We start from the raw sequence: 16,220 nt of genomic DNA, 5'->3' as shown, positions 1-16,220 counted from the left end.
AATTTTATAAACTATTTCTTTTAGTTTTACAATCATATTTTTTATCAAAAACAAGCTTATTATTTTCCTTAACTACTAATTTTCCCTTAATATAAAAATACTCCAAATCGCTAGTTTGTGTTAAGATTATATCCGCCTCCATCATACAACCCTCGCGTCCTATTTGCATTGTTTGGGTAATGGTATATTCTGCACTTAATGGGTTTTCATTTTGAAGTTTTAATTCTCTTTTTAAATTATGCTTTACTAAAACATCAACCTCATCAAATCTATAAACACCTTCTCCAAAAACCCCACCAACACCATCTGTAATACAAGTCCAAGTATCGTTTAAAATATCATAAGAAATACTTCTATCTACCCTACCTTCTTCTAAAAGTGTTATTGGAGTTAAAGGAGCACTTTGTGCTTGCATATTGATTTTATTGCTATCTTGACCATTAAAACATGGTAAATTAAATTCACACTCATTTAAATCTAAAGTCAAGGTTGAAATTTTTGGCATAGGCCAAAACATAGGCCAAAAAGAATTTGCTAATGATAATCTTATCTTAGAACCCTTAGCAAATCTATATCCACAAGCATCAAGTTTGATTTGCTTTTGGATAAATTCATCTTTTTTTAAAGGTATAAATTGCTCTTTATTATCACTTAATGCAAGATTGATTACTCCATAACTTACTCTTTTTACAAAACCATCAGCTCTAACTTCACTAAGTTGAGCAAAAAGCATAGCTTTTTCTTGATCGCTTGCAATTTTTACATTTAACATAGGAAAGCCCAAGACATCCAAATCTTGTTCTAAAAAATCACTTTCAAAAACAACTGCCATCCCATCATCCAACCTTTGATCGCTAGGACTTTCTCCTAAAACACCAGCTCCCATCCACTCTCCTGATAAAAGCCCATGATTTAATGGAGTGTTAATTTTGATAAATTCACTTGATTTTTTACATGTTAATTTATGCGGATTTAAATAGTATTTTTTATAGCTAATATCATTTTTAAAATCATTTAAAGCAACAAAACGACCTTCTACTTTCTCTGTTTTTGAATTTGGCTTAGAGCTATTTTCAATATATGCTTGTATCATAGGAGCTTCAAGCACATCGTTTTCTTCATTTTTAAGCCATTTATCCCACCATTTAAGTGCTTCTTGTAAAAAACCCATTGCAGGCAAAGGTAAGCCATCATGAGGATAAACATGAGCCCAAGGACCAACGATAGCTTTTTTTGGAACTTTCAAACCATTCATTAGAGTAAAAACAGGATTAGTGTAAGAATCAGCCCATCCATCTAATGCAAAAACAGGAACTTGTATATCATCATAATTTTCCCCAACAGACCCATGCTTCCAATAATCATCTTTTAAAGTATGCCCAAGCCATAATGTGGGCCATAAAGGCATGTTCTCAAGCCTATTGAACCATTTTTTTCTACCATTTGGATCAATTTTTGGATCAACAAAGCGTGATTGATATGCAAGCATGATATTACCCCACCAAAAATTATCATTAAGCAAACATCCGCCTTTATAATGAATATCCTCATTAAACCTATCATCAGTAAAACCTACTACTATAATTGCTTTTAAATTTTTAGGTCTTCTTGCTGCAACTTGTAAAGAATTAAAGCCACCCCAAGATTTACCCATCATACCAATATTCCCATCACACCATTCTTGCTTTGCAATCCACTCAATGACTTCTAAGGCATCATCTTGTTCTTGTTTTAAATATTCATCTTCTAATAAACCATCAGATTCCCCACTTCCTCTAATATCAACCCTAACAACCGCATAGCCATTACCACTAAAATATCCGTGCATAGGCTCATCTCTGCCCCTTGTTCCATCATTTTTTCTATAAGGAATGTATTCTAATATAGCAGGAACTTTTTCTTTTACTTGAGGAAGCCAAATTCGTGATGAAAGCTTAGTGCCATCTTTTAAAACTATCCATTCATTTTCTATTACTCTAACCTTGTTTTTAAAGTTAAAAACAATTTCCTTCATTTCATCTCCTTTTTATTGTATTTTTTAATCCAAATCAAACAAAACATTACACCCAAAATAGCCATAACTATCATGATGGTAAAATATATATGAAAACCTTTTACACCTGGGTATCTATCTAATAAATCTCCAGCAAGTAATGGTGCAAAAACTTCAGGCAAATACCCAAAAGTAGATACAACACCTATAGCCATACCCGCTAAATGTATAGGAATTTTTCCCTCACTAAGTAAAGAATAATAAATTCCAAAATTAGAATACATAGCTATATAAATTATAACACAAGCAGAAGTTAAAACACTCATTTGTAAAAATCCATTTAATTTTGAACTAAGCATTAAAAAAATAACACCAATTCCCATTAAAATAAAGCCTATCATCATTATTTTAGCTTTTCCATATCCATCTGCTATAAATCCACCCACTACAGAAGAAACCGGACGAATATATTGAGCCAATACCGTTAAAATAGCTGCAAAAACAGCAGAAGTTCCTATAACATTGCTTGCATAAGGAGTAAAATAATAAAAACTCATGTTAAAAAAATATGTACAAAAAGTAATAGCAACCACAAGCCAAAGAGCAGAATTTTTCAAAAGAAAAACCAAGTCTTTGATTTTAATCTTCTCACTTTGCTCATTAATATCATCTTTCAAAAGAAAAAACAATAAAATAGCACTTACAATAGGAGCTATAGAATAAAACACAATAACCATTTCTATACCTTGTGCGGCCAAGGCTTTTGTTTGAAAATATCCAAAAATACTCGTAGCTATAGCCAAATGTGCAGCACCAACAACTCCTCTACCGCCTTCAAAAATTCCATAAGCCCTTGCTTGTTCTTTAGAATTTGCTAAACTCCTTACTATTTTCATCAAAGAAGGCCAAAAAGTTAATAATGAAGTAATCCCCCAAATTCCATAAATAATCAAAAGTGCATTTAAAGAAGTAAAATATAAATGCAATAAACCACCAAGTCCTGTAGCAATTAAAGAAAAAATCAATAATTTTTTTGGTGCAAAACGATCTGCTAAATAACCTCCTAAAGCATAAGAAAACAAACCAAGCAATCCATAAGCACTACCCAAAAGCCCCATTTCAAAATTATTTAAATGATAAAGACTCATATAATCATCATAATAATACTTTCTAAAATAAGGTAAACCATAAATAATAGATCCGCAAAAGGATAATAACAATAATGTTAAAAAATTATTTTTTAAACTTTGTCCTGTATTTTGTCCCATCAAAAACTCCTTTTGCATACTATATATAATTTTTATGTTTTTTTGCTTTTATATAAGTGATTTTATGCAAAAAATATTATAATAATATATTTTTTACACATTTTAATCTACTTTATTATAAAATTTTATTAATTTAATAATTTATAAGCATAAAAAATTTATTTACAAAATAAAAATAATTTCTGTTTTTTATTTTTTATTATTGTTTTTTTGATACATTTACATAAACTAAAAATTAAAAAAGGGAAATAATGAAAATTTTTGATATGGTAGTTATTGGTGCTGGCCCTGCAGGTATTGCAGCAGGAGTAGAAGCTAAAATAAAAAATAAAGAAGTTATTGTTTTAGAAAAAGCTGATGCGATTTGTCAAACCTTGGTAAAATTTTACAAAGAAGGCAAAAGAGTAGATAAAGCTTATAAAGGTTGTGATAGCACAAATCACGGGCATATAAATTTTGAAGATGGAACTAGAGAAAGTACGATAGAAACTTTCCAAAATGCCATTAAAGAGCATAATCTTGAAGTAAAGCTTTCTAGTGAAGTTGAAAGTGTTAAAAAAGATGGAGAAAATTTCATCGTTAGTACTGCAAATGAAAATTATATTTGTAAAAATGCAGTTATTGCCATAGGTAGAATGGGTAAGCCAAATAAACCAAGCTATACTTTACCTATAACTTTAACAAAAATCATCAATTTTAATGCAAATTCAACAAGCCAAGATGAAAAAATCTTAGTTGTAGGCGGTGGAAATTCAGCAGCAGAATACGCTATAGATTTAGCTAAAAATAACGATGTTACACTTTGCTATAGAAGAGAAACTTTCTCAAGATTAAACGATATTAATCTTGAAGATATTCAAAAAGCTTTTGAGCAAGGCAGTGTAAAAGCAAAACTCGGCATAGATATAACTGGTATTGAAGATGAAAATGGCAAAGCTAAAGTAAATTTCACTAACAATACAAGTGAAATTTATGATCGCATTATTTATGCTATTGGTGGTTCAACTCCACTTGATTTCTTACAAAAATGCTCTATAGAAGTTGATGAAAAAGGTGTGCCAAGCTTTGATGAAAACAAAGAAAGTAATGTAAAAGGATTATTTGTAGCAGGCGATATAGCGAGTAAAAACGGAGCTTCTATTGTAGTGGGTTTAAATGATTCATTTAAAATCTGCGATCATCTTTATAAATGCTAAAACTCTTTCAATATTCAAAAGGCTATCGTTATAATAATGATAGCCTTTTACTTTTTGACTTTTTATCTAAAAATAACTTAAAAGGAAATATCCTTGATATAGGATGTGGATGTGGAATTTTAGGACTTTTAGTAAAGCAAAAATTTCCAAATTCAAAAGTCTATCTACTAGATATTCAAGAGCAAAATATCAAACTAAGTTATAAAAATGCCAAAGAAAATAAACTTGAAATTCAAAGCATTTGCGAAGACTTTTTAAACTATAAAAGTGATATAAAATTTGATTTTTTAATCTCTAATCCTCCATTTTATAAAAAAAATACACAAAAAAGCCAAGATTTGCATTTATGTATATCAAGATATCAAGAATTTATGCCGCTTGAGAAGATGTTTGCTAAAATAAATACTTTAATCAAGCCAAATGGTAGTTTTTTTATGTGCTATGAGGCAAGTTTTTTAGATGAAATTTGTGCTTCTTTAAAGCAATTTAAATTAAAGCTAGTTTCTCTTCAATGCATTCACACCAATACACAAACTAATGCAAGGCTTGTTTTAATGCATATTAAAAAAAATAGTAAAAGCCCTTGTGTGATAATGCCTACGCTTTTTATGTATGAAAATAATGTTTTAAATCCAAAAATTAGCGAAATTTATGAAAATACAGGAACTATAAGCTATGATATGTGAAAAAAACTTTGATTATTCTTTTGATGAAAATGCTTGTAAAACATGCGGTGGAAAATGCTGCACTGGAGAAAGTGGATATATCTATGCTAGCAAAGAAGAGCTAGAAGCTATTGCTGCTTTTTTAAATTTAAGCTTTGAAGCCTTTAAAGAACAATACCTTATCAAAGTTGGATTTAAATATAGTTTTAAAGAAGTAAAGCATGAAAATGGCTATCGTTGTATTTTTTTTGATACAATGTATAAAAAATGTTTAATTTACAAGCATAGACCAAAACAATGTAAAACTTTTCCATTTTGGGAGTATTTTAAAACACACAAAGAGGAGTTGAAAGAAGAATGTATAGGGGTTTGCTTTCACTAATTATCGTTTTTATCCTAACAAACCTTGCTTTGGCTAAAAGCGAAGATAAAATCTTACAAGCACTCATTTATGAAGAACATGGACAGTTTCAAAAAGCATGTGATATTTATACAAATTTATTTCATGAAAATAATGAAAGTATCTATTTACAAAAAGCATTGCTTTTAGCTTTGGGTGCTAACTTAAAACAAAAAGATGAACTTTTAAAAGCCTCTAAAGAATTTTTAAATCATACAGCTATTGCAAGATTAAATGCTTTGCATTTTTTTGAAATAGGAGATTATAAACAAGCCGAAACTATACTTTATAAACTCATTAAAGAAGAGCAAGATTATAGAAACTATGAAATACTAGGTGATATTTTTGCTAAAAAAGCTTTATACACCAAAGCTTTAGAGCAATACAATCTTGCTTATAAGCTTTTTGAACATGAAAATTTATTACTTAAAATAGTTGAAATTAATATTAAAAATAAAAATATCGATCAAGCTAAAAAAGCTTTAGAAGAATTTGTAAAAAATTCACAATGCACTCTTAAAACATGCACCCTACTTTTAAAAATTTATCAAGAGCAAAAAAACAATAAGGCAAGCATTCAAACCCTTGAAAAACTATATAAACTCAACAATGATATTAAATATATATATGCTATGATAGAATTACTAGTGCAAGAAAAAAATTATAAACAAGCTCTAAATTTAGTCCAACAATACAACATAGATCCTGATACTAAAATTTTCTTATATACACAAACAAAAAATTATAAAAAAGCTTACGAAATAGCTTTAAAACATTATGAACTTAGCAAAGATAAAAAATACCTTTCTATGGCAGGGGTTTTAGAATTTGAAATTTATATGGATTCTAAAAGTAAAAAAATCACGGATCCAAAAATTCTAGCTTCTATTATGAAAAAATTTGAACAAAGTGTAGATGTGCGTAGCGATGCTTTATATCAAAACTACTATGGCTATGCCTTAATCGAATATGATATTGATATTGCAAAAGGCATAGAATTAGTAGGCTGGGCACTTGAACAAGAACCACAAAATCTTTACTACCTAGACTCTTTAGCTTGGGGCTATTATAAACTTAAAAATTGCAAAAAAGCTTATGAAATTTTACAAAAAACATTCCACGATAAAGAATTTGCAAATTCCCAAGAAAGCAAAGATCACTTAAAGGCCATTGAAAAATGTTTAAAACAATAGATTTAAAAGATCATTTTTCAAAAACACAAAAAATTCTAGAAAATAAAAAAGAAATTTTTCCTTATGATATGCTGGGCAGAAGCCTAGCTTCTAATGCTTTTTATCCTAAAGATATTTACACACTTTTGCTTGAAAGAAAACTTTCGCATTTTTTATACTCCAAAGATTTAAATTTTAATCATGAAAATTTTGATGCTATCGTTTTACCAACAAGTCCTTTGCTTAATCAAGACATACAAAATTTAAGTCTTTTTAGACGCTATCATGACAAACCCATTGTGCAATTTGACTTTATTTTTGATGAATATCAAATTTTGGAAAGCTTGGTATATGGAGCTGATGCGTTTATTGTATTTCCTAAAATACTAAAAACTATGCAACTAAAAAAACTTTATAGTTTTGCAATACATCTTGGCTTAGAGGCCATTTTTTATATTGAAAGCAAAAGCGATCTTAATAATGCTATTTTAGCAGGAGCTAGAATTTTTTTATTAGAAGATGAAAAGCTATTACCTTTGATACCAAAAAATAAAGCTCTTATAAGTAAAAATATCAAAAATCTACATGCTTGCATAAAGGAGAGTTGATGGAGTATTTATACGCACCTTGGAGAGATGTTTATTTTAATAATAAAGATAAAAATTTTTGTCCTTTTTGTCATTGTAAGTATGAACTCAATGAAGATGAAAAACTTGGGGTAATTTTTAGAGCTAAAGAATGTTTTGGCATTATGAATAAATACCCTTATAGTCCGGGTCATTTCATGATTATCCCTTATGATCATTTAGAAAATATAGAAGATTTAAATAATGATACATGGCTAGAAATTAGCCATTTTGTGCGTATTGGAGTTAAAATTTTAAAAGAAAACTTTCATGCCAAGGGTGTTAATATAGGTATGAATTTAGGCAGTGCAGCAGGAGCTGGCATAGCGCCGCATTGTCATTATCATTTAATCCCAAGATGGCAAGGGGATACAAATTTTATCACTACCATAGGACAAACTAGAGTTTGTGGGAGTGATTTGGGAAAAGTTTATACCACCTTATACAAAGCTTTTAAAGATTATGTATAAAGAAGTTGATTTTGAAAATTTTTTAAAATTTAATTTTGATCTTTTAATTGATGTAAGAAGTCCCAAAGAATACAAACTTGCTCATATAAAATCTGCGCAAAATTACTACGCATTAAATGATAATGAATTTGAAGAAATAGGCACACTTTATAAGAAAAATAAAGGCTTAGCTAAAGCAAAAGGTGCAAGTTATATTTGTAAAAATATGAGTGAACATATTAATAAACTTTATCAAAATTATAAAATAGGTTCTTTGGTGGGAATTTATTGTGCAAGAGGTGGTAAAAGATCAAAAGCTATTGCTTTAATCTTGGCTGAACTTGGTTATAGAGTTGTAAGATTAGAAGGTGGATACAAGGCCTATAGAAGTTATGTGAGTGAGTTTTTTAGGAAAGATTTAAATATTGAGTTTTTATGTCTTTGTGGTAATACGGCAAGCGGTAAAAGTGATTTAATCGAAACTTTAAATAATGCTTTAAATTTAGAAAAACTAGCTAACCACCAAGGATCAAGTTTTGGTAAAATTTATGGAGAACAACCAAGCCAAAAAGCCTTTGAAGATAAGTTGTTTTATTTTTTAAAAGATTATACTCACAAAACTTGTTTTATAGAAGCTGAAAGCAGACAAATTGGAAATTTAACTATCCCGCTAAATTTATATAATAGTATGCAAAAAGCTAAGAAAATTTGGTGCGAGTGTGATATAAATTTACGCATTCAAAGAGTTTTAAAAAACTATACTCCAATGGATAAAAAAGTATTTTATCAATGCGTTGAAAAAATATCACCTTATATCAGCAAGGATTTTAAATTAAGACTTTGTAAAAATTATGAAGAAAATAATTTAGAACTTTGTGTAAAAATGCTTTTTGAATATTATGATAAAGTATATAAAAAACCTGCAAAAATTGATTATTTTATAAATAGCTCTAATTTAAATGAAGCTAAAAAATATCTTATGAGTTTAAACTCATAAGATTATATTTACAAAAATTACAAAAATAATACTTGAAAGAATTCCAGCAACTGGTAAAGTAATAACCCAAGCTAAACCAATAGGTTTCATCATACCCCATTTAGCATCTTTATTAAACACCCCTATACCCAAAATAGCGCCGATTAAAATATGGGTTGAGCTAACTGGAATTCCAAGTTGAGTTGCTAAAAGTATAACAATACTTGCACCAAGTTCAGCACTAAAGCCTGTTGTTGGCTTAATTTCTGCTAGTTTTGAACCAACAGTTTGAATAACTTCTTTACCTAAAAACCAAAGTCCAATAACCAAAGCTATACCAAACATAAGCATTACAGCAAATGGCACTGGCGAACTTGGATTAATGGTGTTGTTTTTAAGCACATCTAAAATCGCAGCAAATGGCCCAAGAGCATTAGCTATATCATTAGCTCCATGCGAAAAAGCAAAACTAGAAGCAGTAAAAATTTGAAACCACGAAAAAATCTTTTCTATAGTTTTATTTACTTCAGTTTTTTTCATCAATCTTACAACAGCCAAAGTAACTATATAAGCAAAAATAGAAATAATAGAAACTATCCATAAATTCTGCACCATATCTAAAGTAGAAACTTTATTTAAACCTTTAAATAAAAACATTGACGCTATTATTAAAGCAGCTATCCCTGCAACCAAAGGAACATGAAATTTCATTTTAGAAAAAACATCTATATTTTTTTCTTTTTCTTTTAATTCTTTAATTTTTAACTTATATTCACTTCTTTTTTCATCATCATCTAAAACAATGGCGCTTAATTCTTTAATTTGCTCTTCTTGACTTTTGTTTTTTAAATTGATAAAAAAATTTTCTTTAAACTCTTTTTTTTCTTTTTTAATTTCTTTTATTTGCATATTAATCAAAGCCGAAGGTTGAAGTATTTTTTTATAAATATAAGCATAAATTAAATACGCCACAAGTCCACCAAGCAAAGGAGAAATAACCCAACTCATAGCTATTTTATAAATACCATTCCAATTTACCATAGAAAAAGCTTGGTCTTGATCAAAAAATACAAACCCCATAGCTATACTTGAACCTACAATACCACCTATAATGCTATGAGTAGTAGAAACTGGAAGTCCTTTTTTTGTTGCTATAAATAACCAAATACCTGAACTTAGCAAAGCTGAAAGCATTACACATACAAACACCATAGGATCAACACTATCTGGTAAAACTACTATACCACTTCTTATAGTATTAGTTACTTCCCCACCTGCAAACACAGCTCCACTTAATTCAAATACTGCTGCAATAATTAAAGCTTGCTTGATAGTAACTGTCTTAGCTCCCACGCTAGTGCCAAATGAATTTGCAACATCATTACCACCAACATTAAAGGCCATAAAAATTCCAAATACACTAGCAAGAATAAATAATATCATGGAATTATTAGGAATATAATTATAACCCCAAACAAAAAAACACAAAACGCTTACAATAAAAATAAAAAATGCAATGGTATTGTCTTTACTCAAGCATTCTCCTTAAGAAATTATTTTAAGAATATTTTAGTAACTTTTACTTATTTTTTTCTTTGATTTGTAAAAATTGTAAAGCAGATTTTACTGCTTGCATATAACTTTGTAAGTTTATTTTTTCATTTTTATAAGCCTTATCATAAGCTGTTCCATGATCAACACTAGTTCGAATTATGGGTAAATTTAAACTCGCATTAATGCTTTTATCAAAATATAAAGCTTTTAAAGGTGCTAAGGCTAAATCATGATACATACTGACTAAATACTTGCATTTACTTAATGCAAAAGGAGTAAAAGCACTATCGGCCACTAAAGGCTCACTTAAAAAAATATTTTCCTTATAAGAAAACTCTTTTTCTTTTTGACTTAAAAAATATTCATTTTCTAAATTTTGTAAATTTAATGCATGATCTTTTAAAAATACATTTGCCATTCTTATAGCCTTTTTTATTTCTTGCTCTTCCTCTCCACCTATTACGCCATTATCGCTTGCATGAGGATTAAAACCCAAAACTCCAATTTTTTCAAATAAAGTGCATTGATAAAAATTAATTAAAAATTTCGCAAGTTCAAAAGCCTTAATTTCTTTATAAACATCTCTTAAAGGCATATGCTCAGTATATAAAGCCACAAAAAGCTCATCACACCCTAACATCATAATAGCATCTTGTTTGAAAAAATCTCTTAGTGCTTCAGTATGACCTTTATAGCTCACTCCTGCCATTTGCCAAGTTTTTTTATTAATCGGTAAAGTTACTAAAGCATCTAAAAATAAATGCGTGCAATAACTAGCTCCTTCAAAACTTAAAAAAGAATAAGCTCCACTTTTAGCGTCTAAATTTGCAGGATTTAACTCAAAATCAAAATCAATAATTTTATTAACTTGATATGAAAACTCATAAATTAAAAAATTTTCTTTTTCTTCTTTAAAGGCAAAATGTGGTTTTGAAGCATTAGAAATTTCAACTAAATTGATTTTAGATTTAGGATTTATTTTTAAAAGTTTATTTGCTTTTTGAAATAATTCATAATGCACAAAATAATATGGCTCACAAATTTTTACTAGCTCATCATGACAAGATAATAAAATTTGCATACCTATACCATTTAAATCTCCTATACTAATAGCAATTTTTTTCATCTTTTAATCAAAGCTTTCATTTGCAATATAGCTTTTTCTAAGCCTACAAAAACCGATCTTGCTACTATGCTTTGACCTATATTTAACTCTTCTATTTCTAAAATATCCACAATATTTTTTACATTTTTATAATTAAGCCCATGACCAGCTGCCACTCTTAAATTTAAACCCTTAGCCAAACTCGCACTTTGTTTTAATCTTTGGAGTTCATTTTCTAAAAGCTTTTTGAGTTCATTTTTACTTAAAATTAATTCAGGCAATGCATAAGAAGTTTGATTGATATTGGTATATAATGCATTATAAATATTAGCATACAAGCCTGTATGAAGCTCTATAAAATCAGCATTTAAAGAAGATGATTTATTAATATCTTCTAAATTTGGATCAATAAACAAAGAAACTTCGATTTGCTCTTGCTTTAAAGCATTAATGGCTTCTTGTAATTTTTCATTGTCTAAATTTAAACCACCTTCTGTTGTAAGCTCTTGTCTTTTTTCAGGTACTAAAGTAACGCGCGAGGGTTTGTATTTTAAAGCATATTCTATCATATCAATAGAGCATTCTAAATTCACTACACACTTGCAATATTTTAAGATATTTTCTAAATCAAACTCATTAGCATGACGACGATCTTCTCTTACATGGATAGTGATTTGATCAGCTAAATTTGCACTCAAAAACGCAGCTTCAAGCAAATCAGGATCATTTACTTTTCTAGCTTCTCTTAAAACTGCTATATGATCGATATTAACCCCTAAAAGCATAAGTTTTCCTTATAAGTTTTTTGCTATTATACTTTAAATTTTTTAAGGAGAGCTAGTGCTAGGTATTGATATGGGTTCAAATACATTAAGAGCTGTTTTGATGGATGAGAATTTTAATAAATTAAAAAGCGAAGAATTTATCATAGGAGCAGCTAAAAATATGCAAAATGACACCATTAGTGATGAAGCTATAGAAAGAATTTTTAATGCTTTAAAAATCTTAAAAGAAAAAAAATATGACTTAAGTCAAGCTAAAGCAGTCGCCACAGCTGCTTTTAGAAAAGCAAAAAATACTAAGCTTATTTTTGAAAAAATTCAAAAAGAATTTAAACTTGATATAAAATTAATCGATGCAAAAACCGAAGCAAAACTAAGCGTTTTAGGTATGCAAGAGCGTCTTAAAGCTCTTAAACTTTTTAGAAAAGACTTAAGTTATTGTGATTTGGGCGGTGCTTCTTGTGAAATTTCAAATGATAAGTTTAGCAAAAGTTATGATTTTGGAATCATTAGTTTTTATGAAAGAATGCATTTTAAAGCCATAAAACCAAATGCTTATGTAAGTTTTTTTAAAAAATATCCACAAAATCTTGTGCGTATTAAAGATGAAAAATTAAAAATTCATCTAAGCCCCTACCCTGCGCATTTAAAGCAACTTGCCTTAAAAGCTTTTAATCTTAGTAAAGATATAAAATTAAAAGGAAATTTTTTCATACTAAATTCAGGAGTACCTACCACACTTTGTGCTTATAAACAAAACATAAAATACAAAGACTACCTAGAAGAAAGTGTAAATGGTAAAATACTCAAACGCAAAGATTTTTTTGATTTTGCATTAAAAATTTGGAATTTAGAACAAGAAAAAGCTAAAATTTATCTTGGAGAAAATAGAAAAAAATACCTCATAGCAGGCTCAATGATACTTTTTGCTTTATTTAATAAGCAAAAGCTCATTGTGATTGATGATGGTGTTAGAGAAGGTGTGTGTATAGCACATTTTAAAAATATCAAATTTTAAAGGAGAAAAAATGAGTTTAAAAGATCAAATTTTAGAAGATATCAAAGAAGCTATGCGTAATAAAGATGATTTTAAAAGAAACACTTTAAGAACGCTTAATGCTAGCTTTAAACAAATAGAAGTTGATGAGAGAATCACACTTAATAATGAAAGAATATATAAAATCATTGCGAGTGAGATTAAAAAACGAAATGAAGCCGCACTTGCTTTTAGCAAAGGTTCTAGAGAAGATTTAGCACAAAAGGAACTCCAAGAAGTAGCTATTTTAAGTGCTTATTTACCAAAACAACTTAGCGATGAGGAATTAGAAAGTGAGCTAAAAAAACTTATAGAAAAACTACAAATTAGCTCTTTAAAAGAACAAGGTATTTTGATGAAAGAAGCTAAAGCAGCTTTTGGTGCAAGCGTTGATGGTAAAAGACTTAATGAAATGGTAAGAAAGCTTTTAGCATGAAAAAAGTTTTAACACTTTGCGCCTTAGCTTTAAGCTCTTTTGCTTATACTCAATATGAATTACATCCTAGCTTTAAAGCTTATTTTAAAGACTGCTCTTTATTAATGGATAAATATTATTATATTAATTGTTATGATTATAATTATAAAGGCACCAAGGCAATTGCTTATAAACTAGAAGCTAAAATTTTAAATCAAGGACACATCAAAAAACGCCCAAAATTTAAAGATGATACCAATATTCCTAAAAAGTATAGAACTTATTGGGAGGATTATCTAAGAAGTGGTTATACAAGAGGGCATGTTGTACCAAATCAATCCATGAATGCAACCCCACAAGCCCAACTTAGCACTTTTTTAATGAGCAATATCACTCCGCAAAAAAAAGATATTAATGCAGAAATTTGGAATGAAATCGAACAAAGAGAAAGATATTTAGCAAAGAAAAATAAAGAATTAGAAGTCTTAAATTTAGTACTTTATGATGATAAGCCAAAACGCATTAAAAACAACATAGCCATTCCTAGTTTTTATGTCAAAATTCTTAAGGTTAAAAATTTCAGCGAATGTTATAAAGTGCCAAATAATGATAATTTTGCAAGATTTGATAGAAATTATTTTAAGGAAGATTGTAAAAAATATATTGATTAAACTAGAAGCAACAAGGCTTCTAGTTTAGTTTTTACTCAACTTCAGCATCGATTACATCATCGTCTTTTTTCTTTTGAGCGTTTGGTTCTTCTTTTTTATACATATTTTCTGCTAATTTATGAGAAACTTCACTTAAAGCTTTCATTTTGCCTTCGATTTCTTCTTTAGAAGCATTAGCATTTTTCAATGTCTCTTTTAACTCATCTAAAGCTTTTTGAATATTTGCTTTATCATCATCACCTACTTTATCTCCAAGCTCACTTAAAGATTTTTCTACTTGATGTACCAAACTATCAGCAGCATTTCTAGCTTCTACTGCTTCTTTGCGTTTTCTATCTTCTTCTTTGTGAAGCTCTGCATCTTTTACCATATTATTGATTTCTTCTTCACTTAATCCACTTGAACCTGTGATTTTAATCTCTTGAGCCTTACCTGTAGCTTTATCTTTTGCACTAACTGTTAAAATACCATTTGCATCAATATCAAAAGTTACTTCAATTTGTGGCATACCACGAGGTGCTGGTGGAATTCCTTCAAGATTGAAATTTCCTAAAGATTTATTATCACGGCTAAATTCTCTCTCACCTTGTAAAACATTGATAGTAACTGCGCTTTGATTATCTTCAGCAGTTGAGAAAACTTGCTCTTTTTTAGTTGGTATAGTTGTACCTTTTTCGATGATTTTAGTCATCACACCACCTAAAGTTTCAATACCTAAAGAAAGCGGAGTAACATCAAGCAATAATACATCTTTAACATCACCTTTAATAACCGCACCTTGAATTGCCGCACCTATTGCAACAACTTCATCAGGATTTACTGATTTATTAAGCTCTTTTCCAAAGGCTTTTTTAACTTCTTCTTGTACTAGTGGAACACGAGTAGAACCACCCACCATAACAATTTCTTTTACTTCACTTTTATCAAGCCCTGCATCTTTTACTACTTCATTAATTTTGCTAATAGTTTCAGCAACTAAACCATCAATCATACTTTCAAATTTAGCTCTTGTTAGAGTCTTAGTTAAGTGTTTTGGGCCACTTGCATCAGCTGTGATAAATGGTAAATTAATATTAGTTTCATTAGCTGAACTTAATTCTTTTTTAGCATTTTCAGCTGCTTCTTTTAATCTTTGTAAAGCCATTACATCGTTTTTAAGATCAATACCTGTTTCATCTTTAAACTCATTTGCTAAAAAGTCGATTAATTTATTATCAAAATCATCACCGCCTAAAAATGCATTACCGCCTGTTGCTAAAACTTCTACAACATTATCACCTGTTTCAAGCACAGTAACATCAAATGTACCACCACCTAAATCATAAACTACAATTTTTTCACTTTCTTTTTTATCAAGTCCGTAAGCTAAAGCTGCTGCAGTTGGTTCGTTGATAATTCTTAATACATTCAACCCTGCAATTTGTCCTGCTTCTTTTGTAGCTTTTCTTTGTGCATCATTAAAATACGCAGGAACAGTAATAACCGCATCTTCTACTTTTTCACCCAAGAAAGCTTCTGCATCTTCTTTTAATTTCATTAAAACTTTTGCTGAAATTTCTTGTGGAGTATAAATTTTACCTGCTATTTCAATCGCACAAGCCCCATTTCTCTCTGTGATATGATAAGGCAAGCGATTTTTAGCTTCTTTTGCTGCTTCTTCATTAATCATCAAACCCATGATTCTTTTTATGGAATAAATAGTTTTTTCAGGATTAGTCACAGCTTGACGCTTAGCGCTATCTCCAACTAAAACTTCACCTTTATCTGTAAAAGCAACTACTGAAGGGGTAGTGTTTTTACCTTCTTTATTTGGGATAACTTTACTCTCACCTCTTTCATATACACTCACACAAGAATTTGTTGTACCTAAATCTATACCTATAACTTTTGCCATTTTTTATCCTTTTTATTA

General features: G+C 29.3%; 16 protein-coding genes. 10 read left to right on the top strand and 6 right to left on the bottom strand.

Features of this window, described 5'->3' with window-relative positions; all coding sequences use genetic code 11:
* Positions 1-4 precede the first annotated feature (4 nt).
* Together L8X27_RS00860 and L8X27_RS00855 are read right to left on the bottom strand one after the other, a co-directional pair.
* Entirely contained in the window at positions 5-2,014 is a 2,010-nt protein-coding gene (locus L8X27_RS00860) for a CocE/NonD family hydrolase (protein WP_263671405.1), read from the bottom strand.
* Positions 2,011-3,261, bottom strand: coding sequence for an MFS transporter (locus tag L8X27_RS00855; RefSeq protein ID WP_263680958.1), 1,251 nt, complete (start codon positions 3,259-3,261; stop codon positions 2,011-2,013). The genes L8X27_RS00860 and L8X27_RS00855 overlap by 4 nt, the downstream gene beginning before the upstream one ends.
* A 251-nt stretch (positions 3,262-3,512) precedes the next feature.
* Between L8X27_RS00855 and L8X27_RS00850 the strand changes: the two genes are divergently transcribed.
* From L8X27_RS00850 to mnmH, 7 genes are read left to right on the top strand one after another with little or no spacing between them, the layout of a single operon-like run.
* Complete coding sequence (locus tag L8X27_RS00850) at positions 3,513-4,457, top strand: NAD(P)-binding domain-containing protein (RefSeq protein ID WP_263660070.1); 945 nt, start codon at positions 3,513-3,515, stop codon at positions 4,455-4,457.
* Positions 4,451-5,143 carry a tRNA1(Val) (adenine(37)-N6)-methyltransferase gene (locus tag L8X27_RS00845; RefSeq protein ID WP_263660941.1) on the top strand — a complete coding sequence of 231 codons (693 nt, stop codon included), beginning with the start codon at positions 4,451-4,453 and terminating at the stop codon, positions 5,141-5,143. Before L8X27_RS00850 ends, L8X27_RS00845 begins: the two co-directional genes overlap by 7 nt.
* Positions 5,133-5,504 carry a YkgJ family cysteine cluster protein gene (locus tag L8X27_RS00840; protein ID WP_263660942.1) on the top strand — a complete coding sequence of 124 codons (372 nt, stop codon included), beginning with the start codon at positions 5,133-5,135 and terminating at the stop codon, positions 5,502-5,504. Before L8X27_RS00845 ends, L8X27_RS00840 begins: the two co-directional genes overlap by 11 nt.
* Positions 5,480-6,715 carry a tetratricopeptide repeat protein gene (locus tag L8X27_RS00835; RefSeq protein WP_220567118.1) on the top strand — a complete coding sequence of 412 codons (1,236 nt, stop codon included), beginning with the start codon at positions 5,480-5,482 and terminating at the stop codon, positions 6,713-6,715. Before L8X27_RS00840 ends, L8X27_RS00835 begins: the two co-directional genes overlap by 25 nt.
* Positions 6,700-7,302, top strand: a complete 603-nt coding sequence (locus tag L8X27_RS00830; RefSeq protein ID WP_263660943.1) for an indole-3-glycerol-phosphate synthase TrpC — start codon at positions 6,700-6,702, stop codon at positions 7,300-7,302. The genes L8X27_RS00835 and L8X27_RS00830 overlap by 16 nt, the downstream gene beginning before the upstream one ends.
* The gene (locus tag L8X27_RS00825; protein ID WP_263660944.1) at positions 7,302-7,790 is read left to right on the top strand and encodes an HIT family protein; all 489 of its coding nucleotides are present in this window, start codon (positions 7,302-7,304) and stop codon (positions 7,788-7,790) included. The genes L8X27_RS00830 and L8X27_RS00825 overlap by 1 nt, the downstream gene beginning before the upstream one ends.
* A complete protein-coding gene (gene mnmH, locus L8X27_RS00820) occupies positions 7,783-8,766 on the top strand; it encodes a tRNA 2-selenouridine(34) synthase MnmH (protein WP_263659103.1) in 984 nt (327 codons plus the stop codon). Before L8X27_RS00825 ends, mnmH begins: the two co-directional genes overlap by 8 nt.
* On the opposite strand, the gene L8X27_RS00815 is transcribed toward mnmH, so the two are convergent.
* Genes L8X27_RS00815 through L8X27_RS00805 form a run of 3 tightly spaced genes read right to left on the bottom strand, consistent with a single transcriptional unit; the run spans position 8,761 to position 12,189 of the window.
* Positions 8,761-10,281 (bottom strand): inorganic phosphate transporter, encoded by a 1,521-nt coding sequence (locus L8X27_RS00815; protein WP_133318806.1) that lies wholly within the window; start codon positions 10,279-10,281, stop codon positions 8,761-8,763. The two genes, mnmH and L8X27_RS00815, sit on opposite strands and share 6 nt — an antisense overlap.
* 43 nt (positions 10,282-10,324) lie before the next feature.
* The gene (pdxA, locus tag L8X27_RS00810; protein WP_263671407.1) at positions 10,325-11,425 is read right to left on the bottom strand and encodes a 4-hydroxythreonine-4-phosphate dehydrogenase; all 1,101 of its coding nucleotides are present in this window, start codon (positions 11,423-11,425) and stop codon (positions 10,325-10,327) included.
* Positions 11,422-12,189 (bottom strand): pyridoxine 5'-phosphate synthase, encoded by a 768-nt coding sequence (locus L8X27_RS00805; RefSeq protein ID WP_263662541.1) that lies wholly within the window; start codon positions 12,187-12,189, stop codon positions 11,422-11,424. Before L8X27_RS00805 ends, pdxA begins: the two co-directional genes overlap by 4 nt.
* A gap of 55 nt (positions 12,190-12,244) precedes the next feature.
* Here L8X27_RS00805 and L8X27_RS00800 point away from each other — a divergent pair, with 55 nt between their 5' ends.
* From L8X27_RS00800 to L8X27_RS00790, 3 genes are read left to right on the top strand one after another with little or no spacing between them, the layout of a single operon-like run.
* Complete coding sequence (locus L8X27_RS00800) at positions 12,245-13,204, top strand: Ppx/GppA family phosphatase (RefSeq protein ID WP_263671408.1); 960 nt, start codon at positions 12,245-12,247, stop codon at positions 13,202-13,204.
* 10 nt (positions 13,205-13,214) lie between these two features.
* Complete coding sequence (locus L8X27_RS00795; protein WP_263666179.1) at positions 13,215-13,658, top strand: GatB/YqeY domain-containing protein; 444 nt, start codon at positions 13,215-13,217, stop codon at positions 13,656-13,658.
* Positions 13,655-14,308, top strand: coding sequence for a DNA/RNA non-specific endonuclease (locus tag L8X27_RS00790; RefSeq protein WP_263666177.1), 654 nt, complete (start codon positions 13,655-13,657; stop codon positions 14,306-14,308). The genes L8X27_RS00795 and L8X27_RS00790 overlap by 4 nt, the downstream gene beginning before the upstream one ends.
* 31 nt (positions 14,309-14,339) lie before the next feature.
* Here L8X27_RS00790 and dnaK read toward each other — a convergent pair whose 3' ends face one another.
* Entirely contained in the window at positions 14,340-16,202 is a 1,863-nt protein-coding gene (gene dnaK / locus L8X27_RS00785) for a molecular chaperone DnaK (RefSeq protein WP_114640400.1), read from the bottom strand.
* Positions 16,203-16,220: the final 18 nt, after the last annotated feature.

Origin of the sequence: Campylobacter sp. CNRCH_2015_1657 (genome assembly GCF_025772685.1) — a bacterium.
Taxonomy (GTDB): Bacteria; Campylobacterota; Campylobacteria; order Campylobacterales; family Campylobacteraceae; genus Campylobacter_D; species Campylobacter_D lari_D.
The sequence above is the reverse complement of the archived record's forward strand: the minus strand, read 5'-3'. Positions and strand labels throughout refer to the sequence as shown.